The organism is Pseudomonas sp. GM60, from assembly GCF_000282415.1.
Lineage (GTDB): Bacteria > Pseudomonadota > Gammaproteobacteria > Pseudomonadales > Pseudomonadaceae > Aquipseudomonas > Aquipseudomonas migulae.
This window is the reverse complement of sequence record NZ_AKJI01000036.1, coordinates 52,914-70,204: the sequence shown is the minus strand read 5'-3', so window position 1 is coordinate 70,204 and position 17,291 is coordinate 52,914. Positions and strand designations below refer to the sequence as shown.

Sequence of the window (17,291 nt, the reverse complement as noted above, 5' to 3'; positions counted from 1 at the left end):
GCGCCAACAACAAATCGCCGTGTTGGACGATCGAATACTGCATCGCGCCTTGTATCTCGGTGGCCAGGCGGCTTTTGCAGTAGAAGCGCTGATGCCGTTGCGCGCCTTGCCGTGCATGGCCGATCAGCCGGTCGAGGGCGTCGTAGCAATAGTGGCAGAGGGATTCGCGCAGCAACAGCATGGGGATGCTCCGAAGGTTCAACGTGCCTTCGATCAGTATTGGCGAGTTCGCTTTGGGTGGGAACTAACAGAACTGATAGTTATGCCTTGTTCCGGTTCTCACCGGAACCCATGGGCGAGATCTTTCCACGCGCAAAACCGCAGGTGCGCCTGATCAACTCTCGTGCGTTGGTTTTGCGGTGTTTGCGCCGGCCTCTTCGCGAGCAGGTGTACGCGGCTTTACTGTGGGAGCGAGACCGGCTTGCCGGCGAAGGGGCAGTTGTCTCAGCGCAAACTTCAGCCGCTGTGAACATCCCCCGGCTCAGTCAGCACCTTCCTGAACGTCTCCACCAACGGCCGCAAATTCACCCGATGCCACGCGGCCCACAGCGGCGTGGTAAATGAAATCCACGGCACCTCCCGCAGCACCACACCCGGCGGCGCATTGCGGCTCAAGCCTTTCTGAATCATCGCGATCCCCAGCCCCGACGCCACCAGCCCCAGTGCAGTGAACGGCTCGGTCGCCTCCATGCGGATGTCCGGGGTGAAACCGGCGCGGATGCAGGCGCTGATGAAGTCGTCGCGGCTCGCGCAGTTCTGGCGGTGTTGCACGCCGATCCATTCCTGATCGGCCAGATCTGCCGGGGTCAGTTCCGCTTGCAAGGCCAGCGGATGATGCTCGGGCAAGGCCAGCAGCATCGGGTCGTCCAGCACCTGAAAACCCAGCAGGTCTGGATCGTCGGCGACGGGTGGTTCGCTGACCAGTGCGATATCGAGACTACGCTGACGCAGGCCTTCGAGTTGTTCGGCGGAGCTGAGGTTGTACAGCGCGACGTGCACGTTCGGCCGGTCGACCCGCAGCACGCGCAGGGCATTGGGCAAGACGCCGGCGTGCATGGCGTTTTCGATGTAGCCGATGCACAAGCCGCCTTCTTCACCGCGCCCCAGGCGTTTGCCGAGGGATTCCAGGCGATTGGCGTGGGTCAGCAGGGCGCGGGTTTCGGCGAGAAAGGTCTGGCCGTCGCGGGTCAGGCGGATGCGTTGCTGGCTGCGCTCGAACAGGGTCAGGCCCAGGCGTTCCTCAAGCTGGGCGATCTGCCGGCTCAGGGGCGATTGGGAAATGTGCAGGCGTTCGGCGGCGCGACCGACGTGTTCTTCTTCGGCGACGGCGACGAAGTAGCGCAATTGGCGGATGTCGATCATGTCAGACCTATAGGGACTCAAGTACTGCGCATTATGTCTTGGACGGTCCGATCCTCGCAATCTAGGATTGGCTCAACGGTAAAGCAAACACCGCTCTTTGTAGGAGCCGGCTTGCCGGCGAAAAACGTCTAGGCGACGCGTTCATTCAGACAGCCCGCGTTATCGTTGACATCCATCGCCAGCAAGCCGGCTCCTACAGGTTTACGAGACATTCGAGAGGATTTTTTCATGAGCTTGAAAGACAAACTGCCCGGCGCGCTGGGTTTCGGTACTGCCCCATTGGGCAACATGTTCCGCGCCATCCCTGAAGAAGAAGCGCTGGCCACCGTGCACGCCGCCTGGGATGCCGGCGTGCGTTACTTCGATACCGCACCGTTTTACGGTTCGGGCCTGTCGGAAATTCGCTTGGGCGCCGCGCTGTCCCAATACAACCGCGACGATTATGTGCTGAGCAGCAAGGTCGGGCGGGTGATTCTGGATGAAGTCGAAGACGCAGCCGCCCGTGATCTGGGTGAGAAGAGCGGCGTGTTCGAACACGGCCGCCCGAACAAGATCGTCAACGATTACAGCGCCGACGCGACGATGCGTTCCATCGAAGACAGCCTCAAGCGTCTGCAAACCGATCGTTTGGACATTATTTGGGTCCACGACATCGCGCAGGACTTCTACGGTGATCAATGGCTGGAATACTTCAACCAGGCCCGCACCGGCGCGTTCAAAGTGTTGACCCGTTTGCGCGAAGAAGGCGTGATCAAGGGTTGGGGCCTGGGCGTGAACAAGGTCGAGCCGTGTGAACTGACCCTCGACCTGACCGAAGCCCAGCCGGACGGTTTTTTGCTGGCGGGCCGCTACACGCTGCTTGATCACGACCGTGCCCTGCAACGCCTGATGGATGCCGCGCTGGCGCAGAACGTCGAGATCGTGGTCGGTGGTCCCTACAGCTCGGGGATTCTGGCCGGCGGTGCGCATTTCGAATACCAGAAGGCCAGCCCGGCGATTATCAATAAAGTCGAGCAGATCAAACGTATCGCAGCGGCTCACGGCGTCGACATCAAGGCCGCTGCATTGCAGTTCTCCCTCGCTAACCCGGCCGTTGCCGCCGTGATTCCAGGTTCCAGCCGTCCGGACCGGATTGCTGAAGATGTGGCTGCGTTGTCAGCCGTCATTCCCGCTGCGTTCTGGCAAGCCATGCGCGACGCGAAACTGGTGTCCGAACGCGCTCCATTACCCCTCGCAGGAGTTTGAGCATGAAGATCGATCTGACTGGAAAACTCGCCATCGTCAGCGGCAGCACCGCCGGTATTGGCCTGGGCATCAGCAAGGCACTGGCCGAGTCCGGTGCGACGGTGGTGGTGATCGGCCGCGAGACGGCCAAGGTCGAGCAAGCGCTGGTGAGCATCCGCCAGAGCGTGCCGGCCGCGCAACTGCGTGGCCTGACCGCAGACCTCGGCACTGCCGAAGGTGCCGAGCAGTTGTTCGCCGCCGAGCCGCGAGCGGACATTCTGGTGAACAACCTCGGGATCTTTAACGAGGTGGATTTCTTCGACACGCCGGACAGCGAGTGGACGCGGTTCTATGAGGTCAACGTGATCTCCGGTGTGCGCCTGTCACGGCATTACGTGCCGGACATGGTCAAGCAGGGCTGGGGCCGGGTGATTTTCCTGTCCTCGGAATCCGGGATTGCGATTCCGGCCGACATGCTCAACTACGGCGTGACCAAAAGCGCCAACCTTGCGGTGTCTCATGGCCTGGCCAAACGGCTGGCGGGCACGGGCGTGACGGTTAATGCGATCCTGCCAGGCCCGACCTTGACCGACGGTCTGGAGCAGATGCTCAAGGATGCAACGGCTGAATCGGGGCGCAGTGTGCGCGAAGAAGCCGATGCGTTCGTGCGCAAGGCCCGGCCGACGTCGATCATCCAGCGCGTGGCGGACGTCGAGGAAGTCGCCAACCTGGTGGCTTACATCGCTTCACCGCTGTCATCGGCCACGACCGGCGCCGCCCTTCGAGTCGACGGCGGTGTCGTCGACAGTCTGGCGATCTGAATTTTTTGATTGAGGAGAGAGGACTGCATGGCAACTGCATCAGCGTTTATCGACATCCCGGCTTCGGCCGACAAGGTTTGGCAATTGATCGGCGGCTTCAACTCACTGCCGGACTGGCTGCCGTTCATTCCCAAAAGCGAACTGAGCGAAGGCGGGCGGGTGCGCAGTCTGCAAACCGCCGATGGCGCGGTAGTGGTGGAACGGCTTGAGTCGTTTGATAACGCCGGGAAGACGTATAGCTACTCGATTTTGCAGGCACCGTTTCCGGCGACTGATTACCTGGCGACGATCCGCGTTGAAGCGCAAGGCGAGGGCGCCCGGGTGACCTGGTCGGGGCGGTTTGCGCCGGTCGGTGTGACCGAGGAAGAAGTGGCGGCGTTGTTTGCCGGGATTTACCAGGGCGGCCTCGAAGCCCTGCGGGCCAACTACCCCGTGTAAACCGGGCGGCGTTCCGTTTGCCGGGAATGTTCGGTTGACGCAAGTCCTGTAGGAGCCGGCTTGCTGGCGATGGCGATTTTACGGGCGCCATCGCCAGCAAGCCGGCTCCTACAAGTGCGTATGCGTGCCGGGAGTGTTTGGTTGACACCAATCCTGTAGGAGCCGGCTTGCCGGCGATCCATGCAACGCGGTGCGTCAGGTAACGCGCCATCCCGCGAATCTAACCTTATTCTCAAACAGTATTTCTCAACCCCCACATTAGAATTCTAAGATCACGTCATAACTCGTTATAACAAGTGATCTGCCATGACCGATAACGTTCTCTCCCTCAGCAGCGTTCCTTTGCATACTCAACTGCGCGACGTCCTGCGTGCCCGCATTCTCGACGGCGAATACCCGCAAGACAGTCAGATGCCTTCGGAAAGCGAGCTTGGCGCGTTGTTCAAAGTCAGCCGCATCACCGTGCGCCAGGCCCTCGGCGATCTGCAAAAGGAAGGGTTGATCTTCAAGATTCACGGCAAGGGCACGTTCGTCGCCAAGCCGAAAACCTTCCAGAACGTCAGCACCCTGCAAGGCCTCGCCGAGTCCATGACCGGGCGCGGCTACGAGGTGATCAACCGCCTGCGCAGTTTCAAATTCATCCCCGCCGACAAACTCGTCGCCGAACGTTTGCAGGTGGCCGAAGGCGAGATCGTGGCGCAGATCAAGCGGGTGCGCCTGATCAACCGCGAGCCGATCTCACTGGAAATCACCTACCTGCCCAAAACCATCGGTGAACGGCTGGAAAAGGCCGATCTGGTCACCCGCGACATCTTCCTGATCCTCGAAAACGACTGCGGCCTGGCCCTCGGTCATGCCGATCTGGCCATCGACGCCGTACTCGCCGACAGCGACCTGACCCAGGCGCTCAACATCGAACCCGGCTCGCCGATCATGCGCATCGAGCGTCTGACCCACGATGCCAGCGGGCAACCCGTGGACTTCGAACACCTTTACTACCGCGGCGATGCGTTCCAGTACCGCCTGCGGATCGACCGGCAAAAAGGGGCGCAGGCATGACAAGAAGTACCCTCGAACAGGAATACGACATCGTCGTGATCGGCGGTGGCACGGCAGGTCCCATGGCGGCAATCAAGGCCAAGGAGCGCAACCGCGACCTGCGTGTGTTGCTGATCGACAAGGCCAACGTCAAGCGCAGCGGCGCGATCAGCATGGGCATGGACGGCCTGAACAACGCGATCATTCCCGGCCATTCCACGCCGGAGCAGTACACCAAGGAAATCACCATCGCCAACGACGGCATCGTCAATCAAGCTGCGGTCTACGCCTACGCCACCCACAGCTTCGAAACCATCGAGCAACTGGACCGCTGGGGCGTCAAGTTCGAGAAGGACGAAACCGGCGACTACGCGGTGAAGAAGGTCCACCACATGGGCGCATACGTGCTGCCGATGCCGGAAGGGCACGACATCAAGAAAGTCCTGTACCGCCAGTTGAAACGCGCCCGGGTCAGCATCACCAACCGTGTCGTTTGCACGCGCTTGCTGACGGATGAAGAGGGCGCGGTCAACGGCCTGATGGGCTTCGACTGCCGAACAGCCGATTTTCATGTGATCAAGGCCAAGGCGGTAATCCTCGCGTGCGGTGCTGCCGGGCGCCTCGGTTTGCCGTCCTCGGGTTACCTGATGGGCACCTACGAAAACCCGACCAATGCCGGCGACGGTTATGCCATGGCTTATCACGCCGGGGCCGAACTGGCGAACCTCGAATGCTTCCAGATCAACCCGCTGATCAAGGACTACAACGGCCCGGCCTGCGCCTACGTTACGGGCCCGTTGGGCGGCTACACCGCCAACAACAAGGGTGAGCGCTTCATCGAGTGCGACTACTGGAGCGGCCAGATGATGTGGGAGTTCCACCAGGAACTCGAAAGCGGCAACGGCCCGGTGTTCCTCAAACTCGATCACCTGGCCGAGGAAACCATTCAGAACATCGAAGAGATCCTGCACAGCAACGAACGCCCGAGTCGCGGCCAGTTTCACGCCAATCGCGGCACCGATTACCGCACGCAGATGGTCGAGATGCACATCTCCGAAATCGGTTTTTGCAGCGGGCATTCGGCGTCGGGTGTGTGGGTCAACGAGAAGGCCGAAACCTCGGTCAAGGGTTTGTATTCGGCGGGTGACATGGCCGCCGTGCCGCACAACTACATGCTTGGCGCGTTCACCTACGGCTGGTTTGCCGGCACTAATGCGGCGGATTTTGTCGCCGATCGCGAATTTTCAGCGGTCGATGCCAAGCAGATCGAGACAGAGAAAGCACGGGTCTATGCACCGCTGGACCGCGAACACGGACTGCCGCCAGCCCAGGTCGAGTACAAGCTGCGACGCTTCGTGAACGATTACCTGCAACCGCCGAAAGTGACCAAGAAGATGCAGATCGGCCTGCAACGCTTCAGCGATATCCAGCGCGATCTTGATCAGATCAAGGCCCACAACGCCCACGAGCTGATGCGCGCGATGGAAGTCAGCATGATCCGCGACTGTGCTGAAATGGCCGCCCGCGCTTCGTTGTTCCGCGCCGAAAGTCGTTGGGGGCTTTACCACTATCGGGTCGATCACCCGCAGCGCAACGACAGCGACTGGTTCTGCCATTGCCATTTGAAGAAGGATGAAAACGGCCAGATGAGCAGTTTCAAGAAAGCCGTCGAGCCCTACATCATCCCGCTGGATGCCGAAGAAATGCAGGCCTACGACCGGCTGCGCGTCGGTGCCTTTGCGGCCTGAGCCTGACCATAAGAGAGACCGACCAATGGCCTATCAACCCCAGGAAATTTTCTTCCGCTCCAACGCGCCCGTCACGGTCGACGAGGACCTGTGCATCGCCCACAAAGGCTGCACCGTGTGCGTCGACGTCTGCCCGATGGACTTGCTGGCGATCAACCCGGCCACGCAAAAGGCCTACATGGCTTTCGACGAATGCTGGTACTGCATGCCGTGCGAAAAGGACTGCCCGACCGGGGCCGTGAAAGTCGAAATCCCCTATTTATTGCGTTGAAACACCGAACTGTAGGAGCCGGCTTGCTGGCGATGGAGTGTCAGTCGACATCTCTTTGGCTGACACACCATCGCCAGCAAGCCGGCTCCTACAATTGATCGAGTTCCAATGTGGGAGCGGGCTTGCTCGCGAAGAGGCCAGCCCAAACAACATAAAACGCTACCCGGCAACACCGGACGCCTGCTTCAAACACCCCTCGTTTCCCACCACGCCCTGATCGTGGCGGAGACGAACATCCTATAAATGATTCGAGGGGACACACCCATGTTATTGCGTGCAGCATTGGCCGGTCTGGTACTGGCTTCTTTCACCTTGTCGGCCTCCGCCGAAACCATCCGCATTGCCATCGGCACCCAGGACACCACGATCAACTGCGCCGCCGGCGGCCTGTTGATTCGCGAGCTCGGCCTGCTGGACAAATACTTGCCCCACGATGGCCAATACAAAGACGCCAAATACGAAGTCGAGTGGAAGAACTTCACCAGCGGCGCGCCCCTGACCAACGAGATGGTCGCCGGCAAACTGGACTTCGGCGCGATGGCTGATTTCCCTGGTTCGTTCAACGGCGTCGCGTTCGAAACCGCCGGCAAGCACAGCCTGTTTATCAGCGTGCTGTCGGGCAGCATCAAGGGCGGCGGCAACGGCATCGTCGTGCCGAGTGCTTCGGGCGTACAGTCGCTGGCCGAGCTCAAGGGCAAGACCATCTCCGTGCCGTTCGCTTCGACCGCCCATGGCATGTTGCTGCGCGCCGTGGCGGCTCAGGGTTGGGACCCGCTCAAAGACGTGAACATCATCGCCCAGCCGCCGGAAGTCGCCGGTTCCGCGTTGCAGGCCGGGAAGATCGACGCCCACGCCGACTTTGTGCCGTTCGCCGAACTGTTCCCGAGCGGTGGTTTTGCTCGCAAGATCTATGACGGCTCCCAGGCGAACACGCCGACGTTCCACGGTGCGCTGGTCGATCAGGCCTACGCGAAAAAGTACCCGGAAATTGTCGTTGCCTACCTGCGCGCCAGCCTCGAAGCCAACCAGTTATTGGCGGCAGAGCCCGAGAAGTACAGCGAGTTGATCGCCAAGGTCACCGGCGTCGATGCCGAGGTCAATTACCTGTTCCACGGCCCGCTCGGCGTGCAGACCCGCGACCTTAGCTGGAAGCCGGAATATCGCCAGGCGGTCGGCACCGCCATCGACACCCTCAAACTGCTGAAGAAGGCTGATCGCGGTCTCGACCTCAACACCTTCATCGACGACCAGTACATCCGCGCCGCGTTCAAGGCCTCGAAGCTGGACTACACCGCGCAACTGGCCAACTACGGTCAGACCCCGCTCAAGGCAGTGGATGCGTTGAGCGGCAAGGCCATCACCGACTTCAGTCATGTGGCCGAGATCTGGGTGCGCGGCGAGCCGAAAGTCCGGCAGTACGCCTCGGCGGAATCGGCGTTCACGGCGTTGGCCGGTTTGAAGTCCGAAGGCAAAAACATCCGCGCGGTGTATGCCCAGGCGAGTGACAGCGGGATCAAGTTGCTGGCGGATCAGGCGTGGTTTGCCAGTGACGCGAAAGGGCGCCTCAGCGCGTTCCTGCTCAAGGGCCAGGCCCAGCAATTCGCCACGGCCCAGGGCGGCAAAGTCCTCGACTTCACCGACGCCACCACCCAGGCGGTTGCCGCCCGCTAACCGCCAGAACCCCGCAATCCCCTGTAGGAGCGAAGCTTGCTCGCGAAGGAGTGTCAGCTAAGTCAATGTCGACTGACACACCTTCGCGAGCAAGCTTCGCTCCTACAGGGGGCTCGGTTGAGAGGAAGAATTGTGTATCGATCATTTATCCGCTGGATCCCGAGGGCAGCGTCATTGCTGCTCTGCCTTTTATTCTGGCAACTCGCCGCCAGCCACCACTGGAACCTCGGCCTGGTCACCTTCGCCAATGTCCCGACACCGCTGGCGGTGATCGAAGCCGCTTTGGGCCTGCGCGATTCCGGCAAACTCGCCCAGCACCTGAGCAGCAGCCTCAGCCGGGTCTTCGCCGGTTACCTCGCGGCGCTGATCATCGGCATCGCGTTGGGCCTGGCCATCGGCCGTTCGAAATGGGCCGAAGATTTGCTGTTGCCGCCGCTGGAAGTCCTGCGCCCGATCCCCGCCGTCGCCTGGATTCCCCTGGCGATCCTGATGTTCCCGTCGTCGGAACTGTCGATGGTCTTCATCACCTTCACCGGCGCGCTGTTCCCGATCCTGCTCAACACCGTGCACGGCGTCGAAGGCGTCGACCCGCGCCTGATTGCTTCGGCGAAAAGCCTCGGGGCAGGGCGTCGGGCAATTCTGCTGGAGGTGATTCTGCCGGGCGCCGCGCCGAGCATCATCACCGGCCTCGCCATCGGCATGGGCACCTCGTGGTTTTGCCTGGTGACCGCCGAAATGATCTCCGGCCAATACGGCATCGGCTATTACACCTGGGAGTCCTACACCATCCAGAACTACGCCGACATCGTCGTCGGCATGTTGCTGATCGGCGTGCTCGGCATGGGCAGCAGCCTGCTGATCAAACGGTTGGGCGGGTTGTTGACGCCTTGGCATCGACCACGAGGAAAAGCCTGATGAGCGTATTTCAACACCTTGAAGGGCGCATCGATATTCGCGGATTGTCGATCAGCCTCGGCGAGGGCCGTGCCGCATTCGAAGCCGTGCAAGGCCTCGATTGCCAGATCGAACCGGGACAGTTCGTGTGCATTCTCGGCCCCTCCGGTTGCGGCAAATCGACCTTGCTCGGCGCGCTGGCCGGACACCTGCAACCTCGCGCCGGCAGCCTTAAAGTCGATGGCGAAGACGTGTCGAGTCCTTCGCCCCAGCGCGGCATGGTGTTCCAGCACCACACGCTGTTCCCTTGGCGCACGGTGCGCGACAACGTCGCGTTCGGCCTGAAAATGCGCGGCATCGGCAAGGCCGAACGGCACGAAGCCGCCGATGAAATCCTTGCGCTGGTGGGCCTCGAAGGGTTCGCCGAGCGCTGGCCGGATCAGTTGTCCGGTGGCATGCAGCAGCGGGTGGAAATCGCCCGTGTGCTGATCAACCGTCCGCGCTTGTTGCTGATGGACGAACCTTTCGGTGCCCTCGACGCGCTGACCCGATTGAACATGCAAGAGCTGCTGCTGGACATCTGGACACGGATTCGCACCACCGTGGTGTTCGTCACCCACGACATCGACGAAGCGCTGTTCCTCGCCGACCGACTGCTGGTCATGAGCACGCGTCCCGGGCGGATCATCGAAGACCTGCGCCTCGACTTCCCTCGGCCACGCACCAGCGAGCTGGTGACAAGCCATGAGTTTTCCCGCTTGAAGCGCCATTGCCTCGAATTACTGCGTCACGAAGACGGTCGGCAGCTACCGCGCCTGAACCCTCTCGGACTTCCCCCTGAAAACAAACTGCCGCGATTTGCCCTATGACCTCTCTATTCGATGTAACCGATAACGATGACATTCTCGCCCTGCAACCGCGCCTGACCGATGCCGACGCCGGCGTGCGCCGGATCGCCCTGATCGAGCTGGCAGACCTGGAAGAGCCGGACGGTTTGCTGTGGCTGGTCGATCGACTGGCCGAAGACCCGACCGCAGAGGTTCGCGCCGAAGCCGCGCGCCTGCTTGAAGCCTGGGAGGACGTGCCGGTCGTTGAAGCGCTGTGCCAGGCGTTGACCGATCCGTCGCCGGCCGTGCAGGCCGCCGCCGCGCAGAGCCTGAGCCTGCTCAAGAGTGAAGCCGCGGGCAGGGTGATTCTGCCGTGGACCGGGCATGCCGACATCAACGTGCGTATCGCCGCGTTCCGGGCGTTGCGCGAATTGCGTTTTCCCGATGCCGCGACCGCTGCTTTGGCGGCGCTGGGCGATGCAGACGCCAGCGTTCGCCGCGAAGCTGTTGGCGTGCTCGGCTGGCTCAAACAGTTCGATGCATTGCCGGCCCTGGCGACGTTGGCCAGTCACGACCCGGACACTGAAGTCCGTCGCGCCGCCACGGGAGCCCTTGGCCTGGCCTCCGATGCGCACGTCCTGCCGGCCCTGCGCCAGGCGTTACAGGACGGCGCCTGGCAAGTGCGCGAAGAAGCCGCGACCACCCTCGGCAAGGTCGGTCATACCGACGCCGGCCCGGCATTGGTCGAAGCGTTGAGCGATGATTACTGGCAAGTGCGCCTGCGCGCCACCCGCAGTCTCGGTCGCTTGCGTTATGCCCCGGCGCTGGACGCATTGATCGAAACCCTCGGTCATCGCATCAGCAACCTGCGCAAGGAAGCCGCGTTGGCCCTTGGCGAATTGAACGATAAAGGCGCAGTTGCGCCGTTGCAGGCCGCGCAGAACGATGGCGACCCGGAAGTGCGCAAAGCCGTGCGCATTGCCTTGAGTCAGTTGCAATGAACCCGCTGGCGATCGGCAATTCCCGGAGCAAACAGCAGCTGCGACTGAATTGGCCGGATGGTCGTGAGCAGTTGCTGGATCATGCCGAGTTGCGCCGGCAATGCCCGTGTTCGCAATGCCGGGCGTTTCGCTTGAAAGGGTTGACGCCGAGGGTCGATGACCGAGTGCAAGTCATCGAATTGAACGCGCAGGGCTATGGCCTGCAACTGATTTTCAGCGATGGCCACGAACGTGGCATCTACCCCTGGCCGTATCTTTCGAGCTTGGCCTGATGACGCGCTTCACCGGTGAGTGTGCCCGCCGATGAAGCGCTGCGCAGTGGTCAGGCTTTGCTGGCGGCCAGGAAAGCGCCCAGTCGGCGCCCCATCTCTTCACCCAAGGCTTGCAAGCCACTCAGGGGGCGGACCATCACCTCGAATTCAACGATTTTTCCTTGTTCGTTGAAGCGGATCATGTCGATGCCCTTCAGCTGTTTTTCACCGACCCTGGCGCTGAACTCGAGGATGACGTTCAAGCCGTCCGCAGTCGACAGTTCGCGGTGGTACTGGAAATCCTCGAACACGCCGGACACCGTGTTGAGAATCATATTGACCACCGGCGCCCCTGGATAAGGCGTGTGCGCCATCGGCGAGCGGAAAACCACTTGCGGGTCCAACAATTCGGGCAAGGCCTTCAAGTCAGCCTTTTTGATCATCGCGTGCCACTGGTTCAAGGATTGTGCGGCGTTTGGATGCAGTTTCAGTTCCGACATTTTCAACTCCTGTATTTTTTGTTGTTCTGCAAACGTCGGCGAAGACTGTACATCAAAGGGCTTGAAGGGAAACCCTCCGGCGGCAAAACCCTCGGCCACTGGTTAGTATTTTTCCGTCCTGACGTCCGTCGCCATGGGCAAAATCGTTCTAAAAATTCAGGGGCGCGGTTCGGGGGGGTGTACTAGTCTTGAATTTGTAGGTGAAGACGCAGACTGATGCGCAAGCGGATGGCAAGGACACGTGGGGCGCGTTCCGAAGGGTACACGGTTAGAAAGATCTCCGCGCTGAGATCCAGCCCTTATGCCGTGTGAAGCAGAAGAGCACAAAACTCTTCTGTGAGAGTCCTGATAAACCTTGTAAGCCGGAGACCAGCGCCGGCCACCTACTCGAATCCCAAAGCCCGCCTTGTGCGGGCTTTTTTTGTGGCCTTTGCCTTCACCCAAATGCACGTATTTCACTCATTTCCAGATTGACGCCAAACCTGTAGGAGCCGGCTTGCTGGCGATAGCGGTGTGTCAGTCACCCATGATGTTGGCTGGTCAACCGCTATCGCCAGCAAGCCGGCTCCTACAGGGATTGCGTACAACAGGGTGATCAGGGCGTCTTCCGCCACCGGATCCACCGGGACACCGATATTGGCCATTTCTATCTCCTTTTGGCCGACCTCGCACTATGAACTCACTCGTTCGTCAGCAAGAATCGAAGCAGCATTGCTGTTTCAGCACGCTTGCGAATCCACAACTGAAATCCTGTTTTCCTTGCCCTGGGCAATTTTTAAGGCCTGCCGTGTACAGAACATAAAAACCAACGAGCGACACATTTGGGGAATTCATTCATGGTCATGATGAAACGCATACTGGGCGCCACTGTTTGTGGGCTGACGCTGTTGGCCAGTGCCGTGCACGCCGAACAGCGGGAATTGCGGGTGTACAACTGGGCGGACTACATCCTTCCGTCCGTGCCCAAGGACTTCGCCCAGAAAAGCGGAATCAAAGTGACCTGGGACACCTTCGACACCAACGAATCGCTGGAAGCCAAGCTGCTGACCGGTAACTCGGGGTACGACCTGGTGGTGCCGTCGAACCAGTTCATCGAAACCCAGATCAAGGCCGGTGTATTCCAGAAACTCGACAAGTCCAAGCTGCCGAACTGGAAACACCAGGACCCGGCACTGCTCGCATTGCTGGACAAGAACGATCCGGGCAACCAGTACGGCGTGCCCTACATGTACGGCACCGTGCTGATCGGTTTCAACCCGGCCAAGGTCAAGGCCGCGCTGGGCGAGAATGCGCCGGTGGACAGTTGGGATCTGGTGTTCAACCCGCAGAACATGCAGAAGCTGAAATCCTGTGGCGTCGCCATGCTCGACTCACCTTCGGAAATCCTGCCGCTGGCGCTGCACTATCTGGGGCTGGACCCGAACAGCCAGAACCCGGACGACTACGAAAAAGCCAAGGCATTGATGCTGAAGATTCGCCCTTACGTCACCTACTTCAACTCCGCCAAGTACATGACCGACATCGCCAACGGCGATATCTGCGTCGCCATCGGCTACTCCGGCAGCTTCTACCAGTTCGGCAATCGCGCCAAGGAAGCGGGTAACGGCGTAGTGGTCGATTGGCGCTTGCCGAAGGAGGGCGCGCCGATCTGGTTTGATACCTTTGCGATTCCAAAAAGCGCGAAGAACGTGGAGGAAGCCCACGAGTTTCTCAACACCTTGCTGGACCCGAAAGTTATCGCCCCGATCAGTGATTTCCTTGGCTACCCCAACGCCAACAAGGACTCGCTTGCGCTGATCAACAAAGAGATCACCGGCAACCCGAACCTGACGCCGACCAGCGAAGCGTTGAAAACCCTGTATGTGGTGCAACCGCTGCCGCAAAAGCTTGAGCGGGTGCGCACGCGGGTCTGGACGAGCATCAAGTCCGGCGAATAACACTTTGTAGGAGCGAGCTTGCTCGCGATGGACGTCCAGACAACGCGGGCATTCAGGCAGCACGCGTTATCGTTAACGTCCATCGCGAGCAAGCTCGCTCCTACATGCTTAGATCCGCGTCAGCGCCTGCGCCAAATCGGCACGCAGATCCTCGACATCCTCAACCCCCACGGACAACCGCACCAGCCCGTCGCCGATGCCCAGCTGTGCGCGGGTTTCTGCGGGGATGGTGGCGTGGGTCATGATCGCCGGGTGCTCGATCAGGCTTTCCACGCCGCCCAGACTCTCGGCCAGGGCGAATATCCGAACGCTCTCAAGGAAACGCGTGGCGCCCGCCAGATCGCTCTTCAGATCGACAGAAATCATCCCGCCGAAACCGCGCATCTGCCGCTTCGCCAATTCATGCTGCGGGTGCGATGGCAGGCCCGGGTAGTAGACGCGTGCCACTTGCGGCTGGCGCTCCAGCCATTGCGCCAACTCAAGCGCGTTGCTGCAGTGACGCTCCATGCGCAGCGCCAGGGTTTTCACGCCGCGCAGGGTCAGAAACGCGTCGAACGGTCCGGCGATCGCGCCCACCGAGTTCTGCAGGAAACCCAGGCGTTGCGCCAGTTCCGGGTTCTGCCCGACCACGGCGATGCCGCCGATCACGTCGGAGTGGCCGTTCAGGTATTTGGTGGTCGAGTGCAGCACGATGTCGAAACCCAGCTCCAGCGGGCGCTGGATCCATGGGCTGGCAAAGGTGTTGTCGGCGACGCAGATGATGTCGCGGTCGCGGCAGATACGTGCGACGGCAGCGAGGTCAGTCAGGCTCAGCAACGGATTGCTCGGCGTCTCGACCCAGACCATTTTGGTGTCGTCCTGCAACGACGCTTCGAACGCCCCGAGGTCGGTCAGGTCGACGAAGCTGAAACGATGCCCGGCGCTGCGTTTACGCACCTTGTCGAACAGTCGGAACGTCCCGCCGTACAGGTCATTGCCGGACACGATGTGCGAACCGGCGTCGAGCAGTTCCAGCACCGTGGAAATCGCCGCCAGCCCGGAGGCGAACGCGAAGGCCTGGGTGCCGCTTTCCAGGTCGGCGACGCAACGCTCCAGGGCGAAGCGCGTCGGGTTGTGCGAGCGCCCGTAATCGAAACCCTTGTGCACGCCGGGGCTTTGTTGCAAATAGGTGGAGTTGGCATAAATCGGTGGCATCAATGCGCCGGTGGTCGGGTCCGGCGTTTGCCCGGCGTGGATCACCCGAGTGGCAAAGGCGCGTGCCGCGGCGTTTTCATCGTGTTGACTCATGCAAGGGATCTCCGCAAATGATTGAGCAGGTCGACGCGAGTAATCAGGCCGTGGAAGCCCGAGGCGTCGGCGATGATCGCGACCAACCCGCGATCGAGTTCTGCCTGCAGCTTTTCCAGACTGGCGCTGGGCGGCAGGGTTTCTACTTTGTCGGTCATTGCGCTGGCCACGGTCAAGCGGAAGTGTGAAGGATCTTCCTGCATGCCCAGCAGAATGTCGGATTCGTCAATCACGCCGACCAGTTGCTTGCCGTCCGCCAGCACCGGCAGTTGCGACACATCCGCCAGGCGCATGCGCTGGAACGCCGTCAGCAGCGTGTCGTCCGGGCCGACGCTGATCACCCGGCCATCCTCGAATCGCCGTGCGATCACATCGCGCAGGTCGCCATAAGGTTTGCGCTTGAGCAAGCCCTGATCGTTCATCCACTGGTCGTTGTAGACCTTCGACAGGTAGCGGGTGCCAGTGTCGCAGACGAAGCTGACCACGCGTTTGGGCGTGGTTTGTTCGCGGCAGTAACGCAGCGCCGCCGCCAGCAGGGTGCCGGTCGAAGAACCGCCAAGGATGCCTTCGGCGCGCAGCAGTTGGCGGGCGTGATCGAAGCTCTCCTCGTCGCTGATCGAATAGGCGTGGCGCACGCTGGACAGGTCGGCAATCGAGGGGATGAAGTCTTCACCGATGCCTTCCACCGCCCATGAGCCGGGTGTCTGCATGGTGCCGCTGCGGCTGTATTCGGCCATCACCGAACCGATGGGGTCGGCCAGCACCATTTCCAGATTGGGCTGTACGCGCTTGAAGAAACGGGTCAGCCCGGTCAGCGTGCCGGCCGAGCCGACGCCGACGACAATCGCATCCACGTCATGCTGGGTTTGCGCCCAGATCTCCGGTGCGGTGCTGCACTCGTGGGCGAGCGGGTTGGCCGGGTTGTTGAACTGATCGGCGAAGAATGCGTCGGGAATTTCCAGCGCCAGCCGTGCCGCGACGTCCTGGTAATAATCGGGATGGCCCTTGCCGACATCGGAGCGGGTGATGTGCACCTCGGCGCCCATGGCCTTGAGGTGCAAGACTTTCTCGGTGGACATTTTGTCCGGCACCACCAGCACCACCCGATAGCCCTTGGCACGGCCAACCAGGGCCAGACCGAGGCCGGTGTTGCCGGCCGTGGCCTCGACGATGGTGCCGCCAGATTTCAACCGGCCGTCGCGCTCGGCTTCGTCGATCATCGCCAGGCCGATGCGGTCCTTGATCGAGCCGCCGGGGTTCTGTGATTCGAGCTTCAGAAACAGGGTGCACAGGCCCGTGTCAAAGCGGCTGACGCGCACCAGCGGCGTATTGCCGATCAGTTCAAGCACGGCAGGGCGGGAGTCATTCGGCATGTTGTCACCTCTTTGCGAAAATTCGCACGGGAAGGACAGCAACCGGCGGCGAGCCATCGCACGCCAGTCGCCAGCAATGCATCGTTTGGACCATAGGCCGCGAATGCGCCTCTCGCAACTTTGTGCGACCAGCCGGTCACCTGATTGCTGGAGAGAATCCCCGAGTCGACAATACTCAAGCGACCACCATCGGCCGAGGGCGAGCACCATGACGAAGGAAAGCAGCGGGGGCGAAACGGCCTCTGCGCTGATCGACGCACGAATCAGGGAATTGAATGACTGGCGGGGCGAGACGCTCGCGCGCGTCAGGGCGATCATCCAACAGGCAGACCCCGACGTGGTCGAGGAGTGGAAGTGGAGGGGCGTGCCGGTGTGGTCGCATGCCGGGATCATCTGCACGGGCGAGACGTACAAAACGGCGGTGAAAATGACCTTCGCGAAAGGTGCTGCGCTGGACGATCCTGCCCATCTCTTCAACGCCAGCCTGGAAGGCAATACCCGCCGGGCGATTGATGTGCATGAGGGCAAGACGCTTGATGAAAAAGCATTGAAGGCGCTGATTAGGGCGGCGGTGGTGCTCAACACCTCCAAATGAGTCGGCCGGTTTGTATCCCCGTGTATCCCTCGGGGCCGCAGCTATCTTGGCTT

17 protein-coding genes and 1 pseudogene are annotated in these 17,291 nt (G+C 61.1%); 13 read left to right on the top strand and 5 right to left on the bottom strand.

What is annotated here, in order from left to right; translation table 11 throughout:
- Both PMI32_RS19880 and PMI32_RS19885 read right to left on the bottom strand, forming a co-directional pair.
- Positions 1–181, bottom strand: a pseudogene (locus PMI32_RS19880) (hypothetical protein); the annotation flags it as partial.
- A gap of 275 nt (positions 182–456) precedes the next feature.
- The gene (locus PMI32_RS19885; protein ID WP_008027273.1) at positions 457–1,362 is read right to left on the bottom strand and encodes a LysR substrate-binding domain-containing protein; all 906 of its coding nucleotides are present in this window, start codon (positions 1,360–1,362) and stop codon (positions 457–459) included.
- 228 nt (positions 1,363–1,590) lie between these two features.
- On the opposite strand from PMI32_RS19885, the gene PMI32_RS19890 reads away from it, so the two are divergent.
- The 11 genes from PMI32_RS19890 (at position 1,591) to PMI32_RS19940 (ending at position 11,567) form a co-directional block, all read left to right on the top strand.
- The gene (locus PMI32_RS19890; protein ID WP_008027271.1) at positions 1,591–2,607 is read left to right on the top strand and encodes an aldo/keto reductase; all 1,017 of its coding nucleotides are present in this window, start codon (positions 1,591–1,593) and stop codon (positions 2,605–2,607) included.
- Between the two features lie 2 nt (positions 2,608–2,609).
- Complete coding sequence (locus tag PMI32_RS19895; protein ID WP_008027268.1) at positions 2,610–3,407, top strand: SDR family NAD(P)-dependent oxidoreductase; 798 nt, start codon at positions 2,610–2,612, stop codon at positions 3,405–3,407.
- Positions 3,408–3,434: 27 nt separating this feature from the next.
- Entirely contained in the window at positions 3,435–3,845 is a 411-nt protein-coding gene (locus tag PMI32_RS19900; RefSeq protein WP_008027266.1) for an SRPBCC family protein, read from the top strand.
- 306 nt (positions 3,846–4,151) lie between these two features.
- On the top strand, positions 4,152–4,904 hold the full coding sequence (locus PMI32_RS19905; RefSeq protein WP_008027263.1) for a GntR family transcriptional regulator: 753 nt from the start codon (positions 4,152–4,154) through the stop codon (positions 4,902–4,904).
- Positions 4,901–6,631, top strand: coding sequence for a fumarate reductase/succinate dehydrogenase flavoprotein subunit (locus tag PMI32_RS19910; protein ID WP_008027262.1), 1,731 nt, complete (start codon positions 4,901–4,903; stop codon positions 6,629–6,631). The genes PMI32_RS19905 and PMI32_RS19910 overlap by 4 nt, the downstream gene beginning before the upstream one ends.
- A gap of 25 nt (positions 6,632–6,656) precedes the next feature.
- Positions 6,657–6,902, top strand: coding sequence for a 4Fe-4S dicluster domain-containing protein (locus PMI32_RS19915; RefSeq protein WP_007946457.1), 246 nt, complete (start codon positions 6,657–6,659; stop codon positions 6,900–6,902).
- A 264-nt stretch (positions 6,903–7,166) separates the two neighbouring features.
- Entirely contained in the window at positions 7,167–8,573 is a 1,407-nt protein-coding gene (locus tag PMI32_RS19920; protein WP_008027260.1) for an ABC transporter substrate-binding protein, read from the top strand.
- A 132-nt stretch (positions 8,574–8,705) separates the two neighbouring features.
- Entirely contained in the window at positions 8,706–9,488 is a 783-nt protein-coding gene (locus PMI32_RS19925; RefSeq protein ID WP_032828664.1) for an ABC transporter permease, read from the top strand.
- Positions 9,488–10,336 (top strand): ABC transporter ATP-binding protein, encoded by an 849-nt coding sequence (locus tag PMI32_RS19930; RefSeq protein WP_008027256.1) that lies wholly within the window; start codon positions 9,488–9,490, stop codon positions 10,334–10,336. The genes PMI32_RS19925 and PMI32_RS19930 overlap by 1 nt, the downstream gene beginning before the upstream one ends.
- Positions 10,333–11,295 carry a HEAT repeat domain-containing protein gene (locus PMI32_RS19935; RefSeq protein ID WP_008027254.1) on the top strand — a complete coding sequence of 321 codons (963 nt, stop codon included), beginning with the start codon at positions 10,333–10,335 and terminating at the stop codon, positions 11,293–11,295. Before PMI32_RS19930 ends, PMI32_RS19935 begins: the two co-directional genes overlap by 4 nt.
- Positions 11,292–11,567: a DUF971 domain-containing protein gene (locus PMI32_RS19940; protein WP_008027252.1), complete on the top strand. Its 276-nt coding sequence runs from the start codon at positions 11,292–11,294 to the stop codon at positions 11,565–11,567. Before PMI32_RS19935 ends, PMI32_RS19940 begins: the two co-directional genes overlap by 4 nt.
- Before the next feature lie 50 nt (positions 11,568–11,617).
- On the opposite strand, the gene PMI32_RS19945 is transcribed toward PMI32_RS19940, so the two are convergent.
- Positions 11,618–12,046, bottom strand: a complete 429-nt coding sequence (locus tag PMI32_RS19945) for a nuclear transport factor 2 family protein (RefSeq protein WP_008027251.1) — start codon at positions 12,044–12,046, stop codon at positions 11,618–11,620.
- An 836-nt stretch (positions 12,047–12,882) separates the two neighbouring features.
- Here PMI32_RS19945 and PMI32_RS19955 point away from each other — a divergent pair.
- Positions 12,883–13,983 (top strand): polyamine ABC transporter substrate-binding protein, encoded by a 1,101-nt coding sequence (locus tag PMI32_RS19955; protein ID WP_008027246.1) that lies wholly within the window; start codon positions 12,883–12,885, stop codon positions 13,981–13,983.
- A 108-nt stretch (positions 13,984–14,091) separates the two neighbouring features.
- On the opposite strand, the gene PMI32_RS19960 is transcribed toward PMI32_RS19955, so the two are convergent.
- The gene (locus PMI32_RS19960) at positions 14,092–15,270 is read right to left on the bottom strand and encodes a cystathionine gamma-synthase (RefSeq protein WP_008027244.1); all 1,179 of its coding nucleotides are present in this window, start codon (positions 15,268–15,270) and stop codon (positions 14,092–14,094) included.
- The gene (locus PMI32_RS19965; RefSeq protein WP_008027241.1) at positions 15,267–16,643 is read right to left on the bottom strand and encodes a pyridoxal-phosphate dependent enzyme; all 1,377 of its coding nucleotides are present in this window, start codon (positions 16,641–16,643) and stop codon (positions 15,267–15,269) included. Before PMI32_RS19965 ends, PMI32_RS19960 begins: the two co-directional genes overlap by 4 nt.
- 208 nt (positions 16,644–16,851) lie before the next feature.
- Between PMI32_RS19965 and PMI32_RS19970 the strand changes: the two genes are divergently transcribed.
- Positions 16,852–17,238 (top strand): DUF1801 domain-containing protein, encoded by a 387-nt coding sequence (locus PMI32_RS19970; RefSeq protein ID WP_008027239.1) that lies wholly within the window; start codon positions 16,852–16,854, stop codon positions 17,236–17,238.
- Positions 17,239–17,291 lie beyond the last annotated feature (53 nt).

Coding starts and splice junctions, on each gene's coding strand:
- PMI32_RS19920 (WP_008027260.1), top strand. CDS start 7,167: ATGTTATTGCGTGCAGCATTGGCCGGTCTGGTACTGGCTTCTTTCACC.
- PMI32_RS19960 (WP_008027244.1), bottom strand. CDS start 15,270: ATGAGTCAACACGATGAAAACGCCGCGGCACGCGCCTTTGCCACTCGG.
- PMI32_RS19955 (WP_008027246.1), top strand. CDS start 12,883: ATGGTCATGATGAAACGCATACTGGGCGCCACTGTTTGTGGGCTGACG.
- PMI32_RS19935 (WP_008027254.1), top strand. CDS start 10,333: ATGACCTCTCTATTCGATGTAACCGATAACGATGACATTCTCGCCCTG.
- PMI32_RS19900 (WP_008027266.1), top strand. CDS start 3,435: ATGGCAACTGCATCAGCGTTTATCGACATCCCGGCTTCGGCCGACAAG.
- PMI32_RS19895 (WP_008027268.1), top strand. CDS start 2,610: ATGAAGATCGATCTGACTGGAAAACTCGCCATCGTCAGCGGCAGCACC.
- PMI32_RS19890 (WP_008027271.1), top strand. CDS start 1,591: ATGAGCTTGAAAGACAAACTGCCCGGCGCGCTGGGTTTCGGTACTGCC.
- PMI32_RS19970 (WP_008027239.1), top strand. CDS start 16,852: ATGACGAAGGAAAGCAGCGGGGGCGAAACGGCCTCTGCGCTGATCGAC.
- PMI32_RS19915 (WP_007946457.1), top strand. CDS start 6,657: ATGGCCTATCAACCCCAGGAAATTTTCTTCCGCTCCAACGCGCCCGTC.
- PMI32_RS19945 (WP_008027251.1), bottom strand. CDS start 12,046: ATGTCGGAACTGAAACTGCATCCAAACGCCGCACAATCCTTGAACCAG.
- PMI32_RS19905 (WP_008027263.1), top strand. CDS start 4,152: ATGACCGATAACGTTCTCTCCCTCAGCAGCGTTCCTTTGCATACTCAA.
- PMI32_RS19885 (WP_008027273.1), bottom strand. CDS start 1,362: ATGATCGACATCCGCCAATTGCGCTACTTCGTCGCCGTCGCCGAAGAA.
- PMI32_RS19940 (WP_008027252.1), top strand. CDS start 11,292: ATGAACCCGCTGGCGATCGGCAATTCCCGGAGCAAACAGCAGCTGCGA.
- PMI32_RS19965 (WP_008027241.1), bottom strand. CDS start 16,643: ATGCCGAATGACTCCCGCCCTGCCGTGCTTGAACTGATCGGCAATACG.
- PMI32_RS19930 (WP_008027256.1), top strand. CDS start 9,488: ATGAGCGTATTTCAACACCTTGAAGGGCGCATCGATATTCGCGGATTG.
- PMI32_RS19910 (WP_008027262.1), top strand. CDS start 4,901: ATGACAAGAAGTACCCTCGAACAGGAATACGACATCGTCGTGATCGGC.